We start from the raw sequence: 18,126 nt of genomic DNA on the forward strand, positions 1-18,126 counted from the left end.
TATTAGCATATTCCGCGTTTACCCGGCAGTGAAAAACGGTAAGGTAAATAAAGTTTATTCACTTCATTGGCCGGAATAATACACAGAGATAAATAAATATGGGTCAGACAATCAGTCAGAAAATACTCGCGCGTGCCAGCGGGAGGGATACCGTCATGCCTGGAGAAATAGTCTGGGCGAAAGTGGATATATTAATGTCGCACGACCCCTGTACGCCTGGCGTCGCCAGCGTATTTAAAAAAGAGTTTGGTGCGCAGGCAAAAGTCTGGGACGCCGGACGTTTTATTATGATCCCGGACCATTTTGTCTATTCTGCCGATCCCCAGGCCAATCAGAATATCCGTGTTATGCGGGAGTTTGCCAAAGAGCAGAAGATTACCTCTTTCTATGACGTGGGCACACCACAGTATAAAGGCGTCTGCCATATCGGCCTGGCCGAAGGCGGCCATACCCGGCCCGGAGAGGTGCTGCTGGGCACTGACTCTCATACCGTCACCGCCGGGGCCTTTGGTTGTTTCGCGATTGGCTTAGGCATCACGGATGCGGCCTACGCGCTGGGGACGGGGGAAATCCCGCTGAAAGTTCCGACCACTATCCGCGTCAATTATCACGGCATTCTGCCCACTCATGTCCAGGCCAAAGATTTGATTCTGCTGCTGCTGGCGGAGCTGACGGTTGAGGGGGCAACCTATGAAGCGATTGAGTTTGGTGGCAGCGTGATTGACGCCCTGTCGGTCGAAGAGCGTATGACGATATGCAATATGGTGGTGGAGTGCGGGGCGAAGAACGGCATTATGGTGCCGAACCAGGCCACGCTTGACTACCTGGCGGCACGCACCGATGTGCCGTTCAGCCTGGTGACCGCAGATGCCGATGCGGTCTATAGCCGCGTGGTCGATTTTGACGTCACGGGGATGCAGCCGCAGGTGGCAAAACCTCACTCGCCCGATAATGTGGTGGCCATTGATACCCTGAAAAATGTCGCCATCTCGCAGGCCTATATCGGTTCCTGCACCGGGGGTAAGCTGGCTGATTTTATTGCCGCCGCACAGGTGATGAAAGGGCGCAAAGTCACCATCCCCACCTTCGCCGTTCCGGCCACCAAAGAGGTGTTTCACCACCTTATCACCACACAAATCGGGGGCGTATCGGTCTATCAAATCCTGACCGATGCGGGCGTACAGCTATCGTCAGAAGCAGGCTGTGCTGCCTGCTGCGGTGGCCCGCCAGATACCTTTGGCCGTGTGCATCAGCCGATATCGGTGATCGCCACCACCAACCGCAATTTTGTTGGCCGTATGGGACATAAGCGCGCCAGCATTTATCTGGCATCGCCTTATGCGGTCGCGGCCGCGGCGATCACCGGCATGATAACCAATCCTGCAGAACTCGGAGTATGAGTATGGAACCGATCATCAGCGGCACGGTGTACGTGCTGGGCGACAACATTGATACTGACCAGATCCTCACCGCAGAGTATCTCAAGGTGAATCCTTCCCTGCCGGAGGGTTACGCCCAGCTGGCTTCCCTGGCGATGTGTGGTTTACCGGAAGGGGCACTGCCGTTTATTGATGCTGGCAGCGGACGTGCGGCTTACCCGATTATTGTGGCGGGTAAAAACTTTGGCTGCGGATCCTCGCGGGAGCATGCTGTGATGGCGCTGGGGGCATCCGGGGTAAAAGCGGTGCTGGCCCCGTCATTTGCGCGTATTTTCTTCCGCAACTGCGTGGTGACCGGGGAACTGCTGCCGGTGATCTGCTCTGGCGCACTGCATCAGCGGCTGCGTACCGGGGATTATGTGACGATAGATCCCCGCAGCCAGACGGTAACACTGCTGGAAACGGGGGAAATACTGAAGACCGACCCGGTGGGCGAGCTGGCGAGGATAATCGAGGCCGGAGGGCTGTTTGCTTATGCGCGCGCCAGCGGGCGCATAAGCCAGGCCGGATAGCTTATTTGGCTGAAACCGCCAGCGCACCGCCGGCGAAGACAAACAGGCTGCCGGTGGAGCGGTTCAGAATGCGCAGGCGGCGGGCATTAGAGAAAACCCCCGACAGGCGGCGTCCGGCGCAGGCATAGCTGAACATAATACTGAGATCCAGGACTGCCCAGGTGATGGCCAGCGTGGCAAACTGCATGGCGTGCGGCTGGCTGGCATCGACAAAGTTCGGGAACAGCGCCGCGAAGAACAGCAGATCTTTCGGGTTGCTGATGCCGACCGTAAAGCCTTTACGGAACAGGCGCCAGGCTCCGGGCGTGTCTCCGGCCTCGACGGTATTCACGGCGGTGGGTTCGCTGTTATCTCGCCAGGCGGCAATCCCCAGCCAGATCAGGTACGCCGCACCGACCACTTTCAGTACGGTAAAGGCAGTGGTCGAAGCGGCAAGGATCGCCCCCAGGCCAAGCGCGGAGGCCGTCATCAGCATCATGGCGGCCAGTACGCCACCGGTCACCGTCGCCAGGGCCTGTTTGCGGCCGTAGCGCAGGCCGTGGGTCATGCTGATCAGGGCCGACGGGCCGGGTATGGCAATCAGGGCGGCAATCACGCCGGTATAAGCCAGCCAGAGTTGAAGCGTCATACATCATCCTTTCTGCTCCCCCTCAGCCTGAGGGGAAAATCTGTTTGATTCGGTTCGTTGAGTCACGAAGGGGCCGTAGTTTATTTTCCCAACAGTGAGAAGTAAATCACAGTGGGCAAATATTCTTCCTTATGCCCGGTATCTGCCACCGGCGTTCTCCCCCTGAGGGTATCGTTGGCGATCCCCGGCGGTAAAAATGGCCCGCTGCGGTCTCAGTATTGTCCGAATCAGGGGGGCGGCGGCCTCTTTTTTACCCTTGCCTCCTTCTGCAGCAGCAGGGCTTTTTCCCTGCCATTCCCCCTTACAGGCTTCCGTCACCGGCTGAAACTGGCTAACCACTTGTTAGCAATAAAAAATACTGGATAAGAATGACAATAATGCGGCATTTAGCCTTTTTCTGATTATTCAGGCTAAGATGCTGTAATTCATTAATAAAATAACCGTTTTATTTAAAGAGGTTCGTAGTTTATTCTGTCGGCATACCTCCCTGTATTTTTATTTATGTCAGTAAATTTGGCTTATTTTTCCTGTCGTTTATTTTTTGAAATATTCAGTCATTAAGCGTAATGGAAACATCGGGTTGCACGTTGAGACTGGGGTACTATAATAAGCCCCTTATTACTTAAAAATATTTTTCACCAGACGACTTTGCCAACGTATTTTTTCGGCATCAGGAGGTTCTTATCACTTTTAACCAAAACGAAGCGATGATTGACGTCAACCCTGCTGAATATGAAGCCTGGTATAACGATTATGAGGCTGGCCCGGAATCGGCAGTTGAGCCACAGCCGGAGCCAATCCGCGGCCTGCCTGCGCCCGATATCCTCACGCCATCAGACCGCTATCAGGATCTGTTTGAAGCCGTGCAGATGTCGCGCATTTTTTCCGACAGTAAAACCTTCGCCGACTGTGCGCCAAAGTTTGAGCCAGAGCGTATTCTCTACCGCTATTATCTGGCCCGTGAGCGGGACGATTTCAACCTGCTGGAATTTGTGCTGGAAAACTTTGAGCTGCCGCACGTCCACGACAGCCGTTATGTCGCCGATCCGAACAACAGCATTGAGCAGCATATTGATGCGCTATGGCCGGTATTAACCCGCCAGCCGGAAAAGCACTGCGAATTTTCCTCACTGCTGCCACTGCCTAAACCCTACGTGGTGCCGGGCGGCCGTTTCGGTGAAACCTATTACTGGGACTCTTATTTCAGCATGCTGGGCTTTGCCTCCGCTGGCCGCTGTGATCTGATGCGGAATATGGCCGACAACTTTGCGTGGATGATCGATAAGTACGGCCATATCCCCAATGGTAACCGGACGTATTACCTCAGCCGTTCGCAGCCGCCGGTGTTTGCGATGATGGTCGAGCTGTTTGAAAAAAATGATATTCATGAAGCGCAGCACTATCTGCCGCAGCTGAAAAGTGAATACGAATTCTGGATGGACGGGCAGGGGGAGCTCTCCCCGAATCAGGCGTATCGCCACGTGGTCATGCTGCCAGACGGATCGGTGCTAAACCGCTACTGGGATGACCGCGACACGCCGCGTGACGAATCGTACCTGGAAGACGTGGAAACGGCACGCGACTCTGCGCGTCCGTCAAGCGAAGTGTACCGCGACCTGCGTGCCGGGGCTGCCTCCGGCTGGGACTTTACCTCCCGCTGGCTGGCCGAGCCTGGCCGGCTGGCGAGTATCCAGACCACCAGCATTGTGCCGATAGACCTGAATGCGTTCCTCTACAAGCTGGAAACCACCATTGCCCGCCTGTCGGCCAGCAAAGGTGAGCAGGAAGTTGCTGACCGCTTCCAGCAGCTGGCGCTGCGCCGCCGTGAGGTGGTCGACAAGTATCTGTGGGAAGAGGAAACTGGCCTGTACCGCGATTACAACTGGCGGGAAGGGGAAAAAGCCCTGTTCAGCGCTGCAGCGGTCACCCCGGTGTATGTCGGTATGGCCAGCCTGGATCAGGCCACGCGCACGGCAAAAGCCGTACGTGACTACCTTCTTGCGCCGGGCGGTATGCTCTGCACGATGGAAGTCACCGGCGAGCAGTGGGACAGCCCGAACGGCTGGGCACCGATGCAGTGGCTGGCGGTCAAAGGCTTTAACAGCTACGGCGATGAGCTGCTGGCGCAGGAGATCGCCCGGCGCTGGCTGAATACGGTCGACAGCACCTGGCAGCAGCACCATAAGCTGGTGGAAAAATATAACATCAGCGGCGATGCCGCCCTGCTCGGTGGTGGCGGGGAATATCCGCTGCAGGATGGTTTTGGCTGGACCAACGGCGTGACGCGCCGTCTGCTGGAAATGTACCCCTCGCGTTAATCCTCCAGGAGGTGGCCGCCCGGCCACCTCTGAGACCAGACTCCGCATTATAAAAATGGCTTATTAATCCCCGCCTGCCATAAGACAAAAGCCTTATTTCTCCATGAAAAATCATGCTATTACTTGATGCTAACCCGCATGATGATTCGGAGTACGTGAGATGAAAAAACTGACCCTGACCGCGCTGGCGTTGCTGGCGGGGTTTAGCGCTTCCGCCCTGGCGGCAGAAGAGCTGCGCTTCGGCGTTGACCCGACGTTTCCGCCGTTCGAATCCAAAGCCGCCGATGGCTCACTCCAGGGCTTTGATATTGATATGGGCAACGCTATCTGTCAGCAGATGCAGGTCAAATGCGTCTGGGTGCAGACCGGCTATGACGGCATCATCCCGGCCTTACACGCGCGTAAGTTTGATGCCATCCTCTCGGCGATGGCGATGACCGACAAGCGCCGCCAGCAGGTGGCGTTTACCGATATGCTCTATAACACCCCCAGCGCGCTGCTGACGCGTAAAGACAGCAAACTGCTGCCGGAGCTGGCCTCGCTGAAAGGCAAAACGATCGGCGTGGCGCAGGGCACGACCCAGGAGGGCTTTGCTCAGACCCTGTGGGGTAGCAAGGGCGTTCAGGTCGTGAGCTATCCCAACCAGTCAGAAATTTACCCGGACCTGGCGTCAGGCCGCCTGGATGCGACCTTTACCAATGCCGCTGCGGCGGAATCGGGCTTCCTGAAAACGCCGCAGGGCGCGGATTACCATATTGCCGGGAAACCGCTGTATGACCCGAAATACTTCGGTGAGGGCGTGGGTATTGGCCTGCGTAAAGACGACGGTGCCCGCATCGCCAGGATTAACGAGGCGATGGCGGAACTGCATAAAAACGGCACTTACGACAGGCTGGCGAAGCAATACTTCAGCTTTGATGTTTATCACCGCCCGGAGTAAGTCATGACGGAGATCACACTATCTGATTTTCAAACCCAGCGCGCCCGCTTTCTCGCGGCGGCTGGCAAGCGGGGTGGCGCGGTCACCTGCTATCCGCACCCGCTGAGCGGCCCGCAGGGCGAAGCGCTCTTCACCGATGTGGCGGTAATAGGGCGTGCCGATGCGCCGCAGGTGATGCTGGTGGTGTCCGGCACCCACGGCGTTGAGGGCTACTACGGTTCCGACAGCCAGATCGCCTGGCTGGAGGAGCTGGATGGCAGTACGCTGCCGCAGGATGTGGCGCTGGTGCTGGTCCATCTGATTAACCCGTGGGGCACGGCGCATCTGCGGCGGGTGAATGAAGACAATGCCGATCTGAATCGTAACTTCGTTGATTTTAGCGCTGAAGTGCCGCACAACGCCGCCTACCCGGCGCTGCACAGTCTTTACACCTGTCGCGATCTTGACGGGGTAGAGCGGGCAGAGGCCGATGTGCAGATGGCGCTGAAGTGTGCCGACATCGGCTGGAACGGCGTGAAGCGTATCGTAGAAGCCGGACAGTATCAGTTTGCCGATGGCATTTTCTATGGCGGCAGTCAGGCCAGCTGGTCACAGCAGATCCTGCGGCAGATTATCGCCAATCATCTGCAAATGGCGCGGCGAATGATCAGCTTTGACCTGCATACCGGGGCCGGTGCCTGGGGCCATCCGATGCTGCTGGCGATTGCCGAACGTGCTTACCCGGCGCTGGATGAGGCGAAACGCCTGTTTAGCGAATGGCTGACGGTGATTATTACCGGGGCCAGCAGCGAGAGTGATACCGGCGTGACGGCCACGGCCACGGGCTACCTGTCGCAGTTTATGCTGGACCAGCTGCCTGAAACCGACCTGATCCAGCTGGTGGTAGAGTGTGGAACGTATGACGGCCGCGAGATGCACCGCCGCGTGCGTGACGACCACTGGCTGCACCTCTACGGTGACCTGAACAGCGAACAGGCGCTGCGCGTGAAACAGCAGCTGTTTGAGGGCTTCTACCCGGCCGATCCGGACTGGCGGGCGCTGACGGCGCTGCGCACCCGGCAGGTTTTCCAGCGCGGCTGGGAGGCGCTACAGCAGTCGCTTTACAGGCGTCCGTAGAAGGTCATGCGGGCGCTTTCTGACAGCGCGACATCCGGCTGAGCATTGTACGCCAGCACCACCAGCATCCGGGTGATCTCCCCTTCCGTCGGCGTGACGCGGTGCAGGGCATTACGCCCGCGAAACAGCACCAGGTCCCCTGGCTCAATCGCCAGTTTTTCCACCGCACGCTCACCGTCCAGCACGGCTGCCACGCCGCTGTAGTTCATCTCACCTGCTTCGGCATTGCGCAGATGGCTGACGTATTCAAAAACACCGCCCGCGTGCGGCTTCTGGATCAGCAGCGTGATGGCGAACGACGAGTTATCAAAATGCCAGCCCAGCTCCTGGCCGGTGTGCGCGTAGTGCAGGTTGATTGACGACAGGCGGTCGGCGTAGGGAAACAGCTGCTGTTCATCCAGTACACCGCAGAGAAACGCTTTAAAGGTGGCTGAATCATACAGGGCGCGCAGGGCAGAGTCGGCGGGGATCTCTTCATCGGTAATACAGCCTTTCGATGAGATCACCTGACGGTTACGCGGATGGTCGGCGGCAAAAGCCGCGTCGGTTTTTTGCAGATAGACGTTGTGCCGGCTGCTGGCATAAAAGGCCAGATGCTGGTTGTCCTCGCCTTCCTGCTTAATGGCGGCCAGGGCGGCAGCGGTTAAAAAACCGCGCAGCACCAGGGCACCCTGCGCGGCAAGCGCCTGCTGACAGCGTGCAGTGTAAGCGGCATCGGTAATCGGGTGAGCACTCAGGTTCAGCAGCGAGGCAAGCGGGTTCATTCGGTTCTCACGGGCAGAAGGGCAGGTGATCCACTGTACGACGGCGTCCCTCCGTGCGCTACTGATTTTGCACGCTTTTTAACCATTGCACAGGCTAAAAAAGCACCGGGCGCTGCCGCCGGGTGCTTTTTTGATGTTCCGACCCTCTCGAGAGCGACAGGGAAGGTTTCCCGGTGGGAAGCGGCCGTTAAGGCGGCGTACTCAGTGCCACCAGATCGACCTGTGTCAGCAGCGATTTCAGCGGAGCGAACAGCGGCTGCGGCAGCGCAGCCGGATCGCACCAGTGCCAGCCCTCACACTTTTCCGGCTCACAGCGCTGCGGCGTGCCGCTGGCGTGATACGCCAGCATAAACAGCGTGACGTAATGCTGCTGTTCGGCCTGGAAAATATCGTTGGTAAACGGCCCGGCGATACAGTCGCCGGTCACCATGCCGCACTCTTCCAGCGCTTCACGTGCTGCACACTGCTGGGGGGTTTCCCCAAACTCCAGATGCCCGCCGGGGGCCGACCAGTCGCCGGCACCGTGGCTGCCCTGGCGTTTCCCCAGTAACAGCTTACCGTCACGGAAAATAAGAACGCCGACCCCAATACGTGGTGATGACATCATCTCTCTCTTATGACCGGATTAACGGAACAGTTTCTGCACGAATTCAGCATAGGCGGGCCGCCAGACATCCATCTCGTGGCCCAGCTTCGGCCAGGCGTGATAGTCAAACTTCACGCCTTTTTCCTCCAGGGTCTGCTTCAGCCCGGCGATATCTTTTCCGGTCACGATGTCATTTTCGCCCACCACCACGGTAAAGTTTTTCAGCTGATGGTTAATCTGCTGCGGTTTTTCCAGCTGCGCCGCCACCCGTGCGTCAGGGACGGTCGTGGTGCTGACGCCGCTCAGGGTCGCCAGCGCGCTGAAATAATCCAGGTGGCTGAGGCCGGACACCAGGGCCTGGTAACCCCCCTGTGACAGGCCCGCCAGAGCACGGCCCTCTGCATCATGACGCACGTTAAAGCGCTGGTTGATCAGCGGAATAATATCGTGGATCAGTTCGCGGTCGGCGGCCTGCGCATTACGTGGATAGAACAGTTTGCGGCGTTCCTGCGGCACATAGTCTTCCGGCGTGGTGGTGGCGGTATCGGTTTCCGTATCCGGGATCACCACCAGCATCGGCTTGATTTTGCCTTCCGCCAGCAGGTTATCCATCATTTCCGGCACGCGCCCCTGGTCGATGGCCGAACGCAGGCTGTCACCGAAGCCATGATAGAAGTAGAGCACTGGCAGCGGCGCGCCTTTACCGTCATAGCCCGGCGGCGTCCATACCGCCACCTGACGCTCCCGCTTCAGCTGCGGCGAGTGATAGGTCAGCGTGCGTACGTCACCGTGCGGCACGTTGCGCACATCGAGAATACTGCCCGGTACCAGGATCAGGCTGGTGTTCACCTGACGCTGCGGCTTGGCATACGCTGTTCCGGTATCAATACTGCGGAAACCATCGACGCTGAAGAAATATTCATACAGATTAGGGGCCTGTACCGCCGAGCGGAAGCTCCAGATGCCGCTGGCATCTTTCACCATCGGGTGTGACACGTAGCTTTCCGGCGTGGCCCCGGTAAACACCGAGACCTTTTTCGCCTGTGGTGCATACAGCCGGAAGGTAATGCTGCGATCCGCGTTCACCTGGGTTACGTACTGGTTTACCGGCCGGTCCTGGGGAGGGAAAGGCGGAAAATCAGCAGGCAGCGTGGCGGAAAAGGCCGGGAGCGTAGCGCCCAGCAACAGGCCGGACAGCAGCAGTGCAACAGCAGATTTCTTCATCGGTTACGTCCTTATCGGTTAAGCACATCAGGGGCAGATTACCACCAGACTTCGGCCTGTACGCCCAGCGAAAGCTGATCGTTTTTACTGTCCTGGAAGCGGTAATCTGACAGTCCGTTGTCCAGCACGTGCAGGTACGTGCCGTAGAAACGGATCTCCGGGCGCGAGTTAAGAATGCTGGTATCCACTTTCAGCGCGTGATACAGCGTGGTTTTATAGCCGGACTCTTTCAGCGTGTCACCTGACTGGGTTTTATTGCTCTGGGTAAACCAGCCCAGCTCCACACCGGTCTGATTATAGCTGTCCCAGATCCAGGCCGGGCGTACCACGGTACGCAGGCTCTCAAAATCACTGTGTGAACCACTCTCGTAGCTGTACACATCGTTACCGCGCGAGTAGACCAGCGCATTGGCCATGATGATCTTATCGCTCAGGTACATTTCACCCTGTGAGATGGCGCGGAATGCCGTGCCGTTGGTGTGGTCGCCATAATAGTACCCGTTGTAGCTGACATTGGAACTGGCCCCGTTGTAATTGGCAAAACTGCTGGCGAAAGAGTTGTTCCCGGCCTGCAGGCTGAAGTCGTTGAAACCCTTGTTGCTCAGCTGCTGCCGCACGATGGCCGTGGCCAGCCAGGCATCTTTCAGCGTGTAGAAGCGGTCACTGCCTTCATTGCTTTTCTGCTCATCCGTTTTATTGGCCATGGAATATTTACCCATCACCGTCAGGGTGGCGCTGTCCCACAGCGGCAGGTCTTTATAGCGTGCCTCGACGGAGTTGGTGTTCATCTGGGTCTTATTGTTGAGATCGCGCGAGTAAACGTCGATATCTTCACGCGTCAGTGACAGATCTACCTTACCCGGCCCGGCCGCCAGATTTTCGATGCCAATACCGCCGCCGACGTCCGTACGCACGCTTTTCCAGTCCAGCATCTGGATCTCATAGACCGGCAGGGTGTGTTTACCGACCCAGAAGTCCGCCTCTGGCGCGAAGGGCAGGAAGCCTTGGGTGGTCAGATAGATATCAGAAAATTGCAGCAGGTTTTCATTGCCGTTGTTATCACCAAACCAGCCGGAGCCGTACTGCTGACTGACGTTACCATCCAGTTTAACGATAGCTTCGGCACTTTTACCGTTCTGCTGATAGACCCGCTGCTTCAGCAGTAAGTCGAACCAGCCGCTGTGCTCGTTACCAAAGCGCCCGACGGAGCCGATCGCATAGGACTGCGGAGAGCCATTATTGCCGGTTGCCCAGCCGCTGCGCAGGTAGCCGGAATAGGTGAAGCCGATCTCATCTTTGACATACTGGCTGATCTCTTTCAGCGTGACTGGCTGGCTGCTTTCGCCAGCGGCTGAGGTGCTGGCCACCTCCACCGTTGAGCGGGCACTGACCGTGGCAGGCGTCGTGTCGGCCTCTGGCGTGCTGACCGCTGTCGCACGTTTTGCTATAGCCGGCTGTTCGTGCCGGGCTTTATATTCCTGAAATTCTGTTTGCGTGCGCTGCAACTCTTTTTCCAGCAATTCCAGCCGCTGCTCCAGCGTTAATTTAGCGGCAAGAAGAGGGGCCGGAAACAGAGCAGAAGTAATAAGAACGGCTATTATTGTTAATGACGATTTTTTCACTTTTTAGCTTCCCAGGTGTGGCATGATAAATAAAAGACATGCGGTTTCCCTGCCAGTCTTACCGCTAACGGGCATAAAATGGAGAGCGGGTGCGAATGCAGACGACGCTCTTTTAAATCAGAGGGTTATTTTTATCGTTTTATTTCTTTTCTCTTCATTCTCCTTATTCATTTCTGCGAAACACTTTTCTCAAAGCAAAAAAAAACCTGAATAGCTTTTCTTACCGCTTAATCAGGGTAAGAAAAACGCTTCAGGTTTTGCCTGTCACCAGTCGGCTGGTAAACAGTAACAATCCAGAGTGTCGGTTAACGAAAATTCACTTTGAAATATTTCGTAATAGAATGATTTTGTCTCAGTTGCCGACGCGGCTGCAATGATATTTTCATTCTCAGTTTACAATCTGTGATGAAACTAACACTTAGCCTTCACCGGCATGGCTATCCTCCCTGTGGGAACATCAACAGCACCTTTCAGGAGATCTGCAATGAGTCACCGTTTTATCAGCGAAGACCAGATCCGCGACCGTTTCTCTAAAGCGATGTCAGCGATGTATCAGAAGGAAGTTCCGCAATATGGCACGTTGCTGCAACTGGTGCGCGAGGTAAATCAGCAGGTACTGGCCAAAAGCCCGGATGCGCTGGATGCCGCACAGTGGCCGCAGGAGGTCAACCGCCTGAGCGTGGAGCGCCACGGCGCTATCCGCGTAGGGACGGCACAGGAGCTGTCGACCCTGCGTGAACTGTTTGCGGTGATGGGGATGTCCGCCGTGGGTTATTACGACCTTTCCACGGCCGGGGTGCCGGTACACTCCACCGCGTTCCGTCCGGTATCGGAGGCTTCATTACAGGTTAACCCGTTCCGGGTCTTTACCTCACTGCTGCGGCTGGAGCTGATTGAGGACCCGGCGCTGCGCGACAGGGTCAGTGAACTACTGGCCCGGCGCGATATTTTTACCCCCCGTCTGCGCGAACTGCTGGCTATCCACCAGCAGCAGGGGGGGCTGACGGATGAACAGGCGGACGAATTTGTGCGGGAGGCGCTGGACACCTTCCGCTGGCATCATCAGGCCTCGGTTGATCTCGGTACCTATAATGCGCTGCTGGCCCAGCATCGCCTGATTGCCGATGTGGCGTGCTTTCGCGGGCCGCATATCAACCATCTGACGCCGCGCACGCTGGATATCGATCGCGTACAGCAGCTGATGCCGGAGTATGGCATTACGCCGAAAGAGACCATTGAAGGGCCGCCGGCCAGGCGCTGCCCGATCCTGCTGCGTCAGACAAGCTTCAAGGCGCTGAATGAGGCGATCGATTTTACCGACCAGACGGCCGGCACACATACCGCGCGCTTTGGCGAAATTGAGCAGCGCGGCGTGGCGCTGACGCGCAAAGGGCGGGAGCTGTACGACCGGCTGCTGCGTGAGGCCTCGGCCGCGAAACACGGGGACAACACCAGTCACCAGCGCCACCTGAGCGCGGTGTTTGCTGCGTTCCCTGATGACGCTGACCAGCTGCGCCAGCAGCAGCTGGCGTTTTACCGTTACCGCCGCGATCCGCAGCACGCTATTACCCCAGGTGAGGATCTGGAGAGCCAGATCGCCCGGGGCGCGGTAATTGCCGAACCGATTATCTACGAAGATTTCCTGCCGGTCAGTGCGGCAGGTATTTTCCAGTCGAATCTGGGCGGCGACACGCAGCGGGTGAGCAGTGGAAACCCCAGCCAGGCAGCCTTTGAGCAGGCGCTCGGCTGCCCGGTCATTGATGAGTTTGCGCTGTATCAGCAGCGACAGCAGGACTCCCTCGATCGTCTGTTTCTGTAGAGGCTAAACTTCTGGTTCCGCAGGGGCTGACCTTTTGTTCCGGTCAGCCCGCCAGCGGTAGAATTCCCCGGTACGGGGCGGCCTTAACCCTCAAACGGCGCGCGACCGGTCAGCACGCGATCGATCACATTCAGCGCCCCTTCCTGGTTATTGCTCTCGGTATGATAACGTGCGACCTGCTTCACGGCAGGCTGCGCGTTGGCCATGGCAAAGCCAAATCCGGCCTGGGCAACCATCTCAATATCGTTGCCACTGTCGCCGATGGCGACCACTTCATGGTCGGCAATCTGCCACTGACGCTGGAGCAGGGACAGCCCGTGGGCCTTATGGACGCCGGGGATGATCAGGTCAACAAAGCCAAAGCCGCTGGATACCGGGGCGACGATACCATCCAGAGCATGGCCAATGTGCGCCATCAGCTCCGGGATCTTCTCATCGGCCAGGTTTAGCGAGAATTTGAAGATGGTGTCATCCAGCGCGGTAAAGTCGTCGCGCAGTTCCAGACGATGATAGTGCTTCGCCATCAGCGCCCGCAGCGAGTCGGGGGCGCTCTTAAGCATATAAGCACTGCGCGGCCCGCAGACCACGGTGTGGGCATAGGGGAGTGCGCTCAGCACCGTCAGCACTTTTTTCAGATGGTCATCGCTTAACTCACCGCAGAACAGTGTCCTGCCTGCGTCGACAATATTTGCGCCGTTTTCAGAGACAAAAGCAATCTCATCGCGGATGTCCGGGAAAAAGCTGATCAGCTGGTAGTACTGGTTGCCGCTGGCCACGACAAACTTAATGTTTTTTTCTTTAAGTTGCTGATATTGCGCTAAGAATCGCGCTTTGTTATAGGTTTTATGGTCATCGAGGAAGGTGCCGTCCATATCGACAGCAATCATTTTAATCATCAGGTCCCCTGAATAAAAAGTAAAAACAGGGCCCATCATCGTTGGAATCGGTGATGGAAAAAAGAGGCAGCTTTTGCACAGGGCTTCCCCTTTTAACGGCGTTACGCCAGTGCTACGGCCCGGCAGGCGGCGCGGACTGCGCCCGAAGCCCGGTTACTGGCGTGCAGTATGGCGGAAAATAGCCGTATGCGGAAAAACCGACCTGAAAAAGAGGCACTGTTTTCCGGGGCGGCGATTGTTATCTGTCGGCGGCTTACTTAATATGAAAATGAAACGTTACGAATGAAAGCCCCTGTGGCGACAGAAGGTCACGATGAAACAACGACACCGGCGAATTCTCGATCGGGTAGAAGAGAAAGGGAAGGTCAGTATTAACGAACTGGCGCAGATCGCCGGTGTGTCTGGCGTGACGATCCGTAAAGATCTGAATGCGCTGGAAAGCCTGCACTATCTCACCCGGGCGCATGGCTATGCGGTATCGCTTAACGATCTCTCCGAGCGCGTGAGCAGTAACTTCTCCACCAAAGAGGCGATGGCAAAACGGGCGCTGTCACTGCTGTCAGAAGGCGATACGCTGTTTATCGAAGCCGGCAGCAGCAATGCGCACTTTGCCAGGGAGATCGGTCGATCCGGCCTGGATGTGACCGTGGTGACACCCTGTGTGTACGTGGCCAACGAGCTGAAAAACTGCTATCAGGACGTGGTGCTCATCGGTGGCGTGCTGCAAAAACGCAGTGAGTGCCTGGTGGGACCGCTGACGCATCTGTGCATTAACAATATTAATTTCAACAAGGTCTTTATCGGCATTGACGGTTACAGCCCGGAGCAGGGGTTTACCGGGCGGGATGTTATGCGGGCGGAGAATATCCGGCTGGCCATTGAGAAGCGGGTAGAGAACTATGTGATTGCCGAGTCGGGTAAGTTTGGCAAGCTGTTCCCTTACAACGTGGCGAAACACAGCGATATTAATACCGTGATCACCGATGCCGGACTGCTGCTGACGATGGAAGATGCGCTACAGCAACAGGGGATCACGGTACTGAAAGCCTGATCCACGCCCTGGCCGCTTTCATCTGGCGGTTGTTTTGCTTCACAATCCCTCTTCGGGTGAAAGGCCTCTTTCACTCTTTATAACCCTGTCGGTGATTTTTTTATTATCTTTCTGTTTTATATGGTTTTTATTGCCTCGATTGGCATGTTTTCCCTGCGTGATTAAGCGTGATGACGATCAACTTTCAGCCGGGGGATCTCCATTATTGTTATGCGAAAGCAATGAATGTTTCATATGAAACACAGACAGGCCCTTTCCCGGAGAAAATGATGGAATTTTATTTAGATACGGCTGATGTCGCAGTAGTGAAACGCCTGGCCGCGGTGCTGCCGGTGAAAGGGGTGACCACCAACCCGAGTATTGTCGCGCGCAGCCAGCGGCCACTCAGCAGCGTGCTCCAGGAGCTGGTGTCGATTCTTCCTGCTGACGCGACCCTGTTTGCCCAGGTTCTGGCGCATGAGGCGGCGGCGATGGTGGATGAAGCCTTACAGCTGCGTGAAATTGTGCCCTCGCTGGTGGTCAAGGTGCCGGTGACCCATCAGGGCCTGACGGCAATAAAGGCCCTGACTCAACAGAATATCCCCACGCTGGGGACGGCGGTGTACGGTGCGGGGCAGGGGTTTTATGCCGCGCTGGCCGGTGCCGGCTATATCGCGCCTTACGTTAACCGGGTCGATGCCCAGGGCGGTGACGGCATTGCGCTGGTGCGTGAATTACAAACCCTGCTCGATCTGCATTGTCCGCACAGCAAAGTGCTGGCCGCCAGCTTCCGTACGCCGCGCCAGGTGCTGGACTGTATGCTCGCTGGCTGCCGGGCGATCACCGTCGATCCTGACGTCGCGGAGCTGTTCCTGCTCGATCCGGCAGTAGACAGCGCCCTGCAGCGCTTTGACCAGGACTGGTCACAGGCCTATGGCAATCTGACGCTGTCATAGCGCTGGATTTTCCAGCGTTCGCCCCATCTTTTACGTAAAGGATCCTTACCATTTGCCGATAAATTACGCTACCAACGTGATAACCGTAGAGGGCTTTATGGGTGTGATCAGTGGAGTAACCGACAGCGTGGCAGGGAGATATGTTGCCACTACCGCAGGTGCCGCCAGCGCTGCGCCTGCAACAGAAAGCATTACCGGGAAAACCTTGCCCGCCAGCGTGGTGGCGATCTCCCCGGAGGGCCGCGCGCGGCTGGCGCAGGCGACGGCCGAACCGCTGACGGCGGAGCAGCAGGAAGACAATCTGAAGGATCTGCATGCCGGTAAATCCTCCAGCCAGACGGCGGTGATTAACCTTGGCTATGACCTGTTTAATGACCCGCAAACCAACTGGGATGCCCGCACCTTCACCCCCCTGCTGGGTATGACCCGCGATAATACTCAGGCCAGCATGGATAAGTTTGCCGCTGACCTGCATGAGGTATTAGCCCAGGGCCAGATGGGTCGTAATCAGTACGACAATTCCGATACCTCCGAAGCGATGGCGCTGTCGCTAACTCAGGCCAAACTGCATAAGCTGGTGGAAAAATATGTTGCCCCGGATCAGCAGCAGCAGGCCACAAAGATTGTCGACGGGATGACTGAGGGGAAAATTGCCGATCGTGAAGAACGCACCCTGCTGTCAGCCCAGGGGATGCTGGATATTGCCAGGCAGTACGGCACTGGTACCATGCAGTCTGAAGCACGCCAATACCTTGAGCAGGTGAAAAGCGGGACCGCCCGGCCGCAGGTTGAACTGACCACGATGCTGGCGGCAACGAAACTGAGCAGCAATATGGCCGAAACCTTCAGTGCGTTTGCCCGGGTGATTAATGCCACGCCGAATCCTGATAATAAGGCACAGTCCTCTATCGACGGGGCCCTGAAGCAGCTGGATGTTTATCGCCAGCAGTGGGATGACTTTATGAAAAAGCTGGCGGAATAACCCCTCAGCCCATCAGGGGCGACCTGTTTCAGGTCGCCCCGTGCCGATGACGGCAGATCCAGGCTCAGGCCTGTGCCAGCCGGATACGGCGGGCATACATTCTCACCACAAAGCTCAGGGCACCGGCCAGCGTCAGCAGGGCAACCACCCCCGGCCATCCGGCTTTTTCCAGGATCAGACTGCCCAGCGCGGAACCGATCGCCATGCCGATAAATACCCCGGTAAACATTAACGCATTCAGGCGGCTGCGGGCGGCAGGTTCGAGGCCGAAGATCAGCGTCTGGTGGGACACCAGCGTGGCCTGTACCCCAAAATCAAAACCAACCGCCGAGATAACAATCAGCGCCAGCTGGGCGGGCACCGGCAGCAGCGGCAGGAAAAACAGCGCGGCGAAAGAGAGCGTGGCCAGCGCGGTGCTGAACTGTGTCACCAGCGCCGGGCCGCGACGGTCGGCCATCATCCCTGCCAGCGGAGCGGCCATAGCGCCTGCTGCACCGGCCAGACCAAAGGCGCCCGCCGTGGCGCTGCCGAGGCCATAACGGGTGTGCAGCATCACCGCCAGGGTTGACCAGAAAGCACTGAATCCGACGGAAAGCAGCCCCTGTGCCAGTGTGGCGCGGCGCAGTTCGCCGTGGTGCAGCCACAGGTGACGCATTGATGCCAGCAGCGCCGGGTAGCCCAGCGTGGTGCTGGGGGCGATTTGCGGCAGGCGACGCCACAGAACCAGCGTAATCAGCAGTACCATCACGGCGGCGAGTACAAACATCACCCGCCAGCCGAAATACTGCGCCACCAGCCCGCTCACCACCCTTGACAGCAAAATACCCAGCAGCAGTCCGGTCATCACCGTGCCCACGGTTTTGCCCCGCTGGGCCTCCGGGGACAGGCTGGCGGAGGCCGGAACAATGTCCTGCGCCATCGTCGCCGTGATGCCAATCGCCAGGCTGGCAGCCAGCAGCACCATCATGTTGCCTGCGGCCGCACTGAGTAGCAGCGCCAGCGTCAGCAGCACGCCTTTAATCGTAATAATGGTGCGCCGGTCGTGGCGATCCCCCAGCGGGGCGAGCAGTAAAATGCCGAGCGCATAGCCCATCTGGGTCAGCGTGGGCACCAGACCGCTGGTTGTCACGCTGGCATGAAGCTCGCTGGACAAAATTTCCAGCATCGGCTGGCTGTAGTAGATCGACGCCACGCTGAAGCCAGCGCCGCTGGCCAGCATCAGTACGGTGGGGCCTGACAGCGGCTGGGGTGAAGAAGAAGGTTGGGTCGACATGGTCAGCACCTGTGTGTCTGT

General features: G+C 57.5%; 16 protein-coding genes. 9 read left to right on the forward strand and 7 right to left on the reverse strand.

Features of this window, described 5'->3' with window-relative positions; translation table 11 throughout:
- The first annotated feature begins 98 nt into the window (after nt 1-98).
- A complete protein-coding gene (locus tag IFU29_RS20590; protein WP_191935560.1) occupies nt 99-1,400 on the forward strand; it encodes a 3-isopropylmalate dehydratase large subunit in 1,302 nt (433 codons plus the stop codon).
- Entirely contained in the window at nt 1,397-1,951 is a 555-nt protein-coding gene (locus tag IFU29_RS20595; RefSeq protein WP_191935561.1) for a LeuD/DmdB family oxidoreductase small subunit, read from the forward strand. The genes IFU29_RS20590 and IFU29_RS20595 overlap by 4 nt, the downstream gene beginning before the upstream one ends.
- 1 nt (nt 1,952) lies before the next feature.
- On the opposite strand, the gene IFU29_RS20600 is transcribed toward IFU29_RS20595, so the two are convergent.
- Nucleotides 1,953-2,579 carry a LysE family translocator gene (locus IFU29_RS20600; protein WP_191935562.1) on the reverse strand — a complete coding sequence of 209 codons (627 nt, stop codon included), beginning with the start codon at nt 2,577-2,579 and terminating at the stop codon, nt 1,953-1,955.
- Between the two features lie 683 nt (nt 2,580-3,262).
- Here IFU29_RS20600 and treF point away from each other — a divergent pair.
- From treF to IFU29_RS20615, 3 genes are all read left to right on the forward strand, one after another.
- Entirely contained in the window at nt 3,263-4,897 is a 1,635-nt protein-coding gene (treF, locus tag IFU29_RS20605) for an alpha,alpha-trehalase TreF (RefSeq protein WP_342214499.1), read from the forward strand.
- Between the two features lie 160 nt (nt 4,898-5,057).
- Nucleotides 5,058-5,837, forward strand: a complete 780-nt coding sequence (locus IFU29_RS20610; RefSeq protein ID WP_191935564.1) for an ABC transporter substrate-binding protein — start codon at nt 5,058-5,060, stop codon at nt 5,835-5,837.
- 12 nt (nt 5,838-5,849) lie between these two features.
- Nucleotides 5,850-6,953: a DUF2817 domain-containing protein gene (locus IFU29_RS20615; protein WP_191935600.1), complete on the forward strand. Its 1,104-nt coding sequence runs from the start codon at nt 5,850-5,852 to the stop codon at nt 6,951-6,953.
- Here IFU29_RS20615 and IFU29_RS20620 read toward each other — a convergent pair.
- From IFU29_RS20620 to IFU29_RS20635, 4 genes are all read right to left on the reverse strand, one after another.
- Entirely contained in the window at nt 6,938-7,717 is a 780-nt protein-coding gene (locus tag IFU29_RS20620) for a HalD/BesD family halogenase (protein ID WP_191935565.1), read from the reverse strand. The genes IFU29_RS20615 and IFU29_RS20620 overlap by 16 nt on opposite strands.
- Nucleotides 7,718-7,904: 187 nt before the next feature.
- Nucleotides 7,905-8,324: a nucleotide triphosphate diphosphatase NUDT15 gene (locus IFU29_RS20625; RefSeq protein WP_342214496.1), complete on the reverse strand. Its 420-nt coding sequence runs from the start codon at nt 8,322-8,324 to the stop codon at nt 7,905-7,907.
- Between the two features lie 18 nt (nt 8,325-8,342).
- Nucleotides 8,343-9,527, reverse strand: a complete 1,185-nt coding sequence (locus tag IFU29_RS20630) for an alpha/beta hydrolase-fold protein (protein ID WP_191935566.1) — start codon at nt 9,525-9,527, stop codon at nt 8,343-8,345.
- A 38-nt stretch (nt 9,528-9,565) separates the two neighbouring features.
- Nucleotides 9,566-11,149, reverse strand: a complete 1,584-nt coding sequence (locus tag IFU29_RS20635) for a carbohydrate porin (protein WP_191935567.1) — start codon at nt 11,147-11,149, stop codon at nt 9,566-9,568.
- 484 nt (nt 11,150-11,633) lie between these two features.
- On the opposite strand from IFU29_RS20635, the gene hglS reads away from it, so the two are divergent.
- Nucleotides 11,634-12,968, forward strand: coding sequence for a 2-oxoadipate dioxygenase/decarboxylase HglS (gene hglS / locus IFU29_RS20640; protein ID WP_191935568.1), 1,335 nt, complete (start codon nt 11,634-11,636; stop codon nt 12,966-12,968).
- 83 nt (nt 12,969-13,051) lie between these two features.
- Here the strand turns inward: hglS and IFU29_RS20645 are convergent, their stop codons facing one another.
- Nucleotides 13,052-13,864: a Cof-type HAD-IIB family hydrolase gene (locus IFU29_RS20645; protein ID WP_274604307.1), complete on the reverse strand. Its 813-nt coding sequence runs from the start codon at nt 13,862-13,864 to the stop codon at nt 13,052-13,054.
- A gap of 313 nt (nt 13,865-14,177) precedes the next feature.
- Between IFU29_RS20645 and IFU29_RS20650 the strand changes: the two genes are divergently transcribed.
- From IFU29_RS20650 to IFU29_RS20660, 3 genes are all read left to right on the forward strand, one after another.
- Nucleotides 14,178-14,915 (forward strand): DeoR/GlpR family DNA-binding transcription regulator, encoded by a 738-nt coding sequence (locus IFU29_RS20650; protein WP_191935569.1) that lies wholly within the window; start codon nt 14,178-14,180, stop codon nt 14,913-14,915.
- 269 nt (nt 14,916-15,184) lie between these two features.
- On the forward strand, nt 15,185-15,850 hold the full coding sequence (gene fsa, locus IFU29_RS20655; protein WP_191935603.1) for a fructose-6-phosphate aldolase: 666 nt from the start codon (nt 15,185-15,187) through the stop codon (nt 15,848-15,850).
- Between the two features lie 52 nt (nt 15,851-15,902).
- Nucleotides 15,903-16,832: a hypothetical protein gene (locus IFU29_RS20660; RefSeq protein ID WP_244633762.1), complete on the forward strand. Its 930-nt coding sequence runs from the start codon at nt 15,903-15,905 to the stop codon at nt 16,830-16,832.
- Nucleotides 16,833-16,896: 64 nt separating this feature from the next.
- On the opposite strand, the gene IFU29_RS20665 is transcribed toward IFU29_RS20660, so the two are convergent.
- On the reverse strand, nt 16,897-18,105 hold the full coding sequence (locus tag IFU29_RS20665; protein WP_244633763.1) for an MFS transporter: 1,209 nt from the start codon (nt 18,103-18,105) through the stop codon (nt 16,897-16,899).
- Nucleotides 18,106-18,126 lie beyond the last annotated feature (21 nt).

The sequence above is a fragment of the Erwinia persicina genome, assembly GCF_014838825.1.
GTDB lineage: Bacteria > Pseudomonadota > Gammaproteobacteria > Enterobacterales > Enterobacteriaceae > Erwinia > Erwinia persicina_A.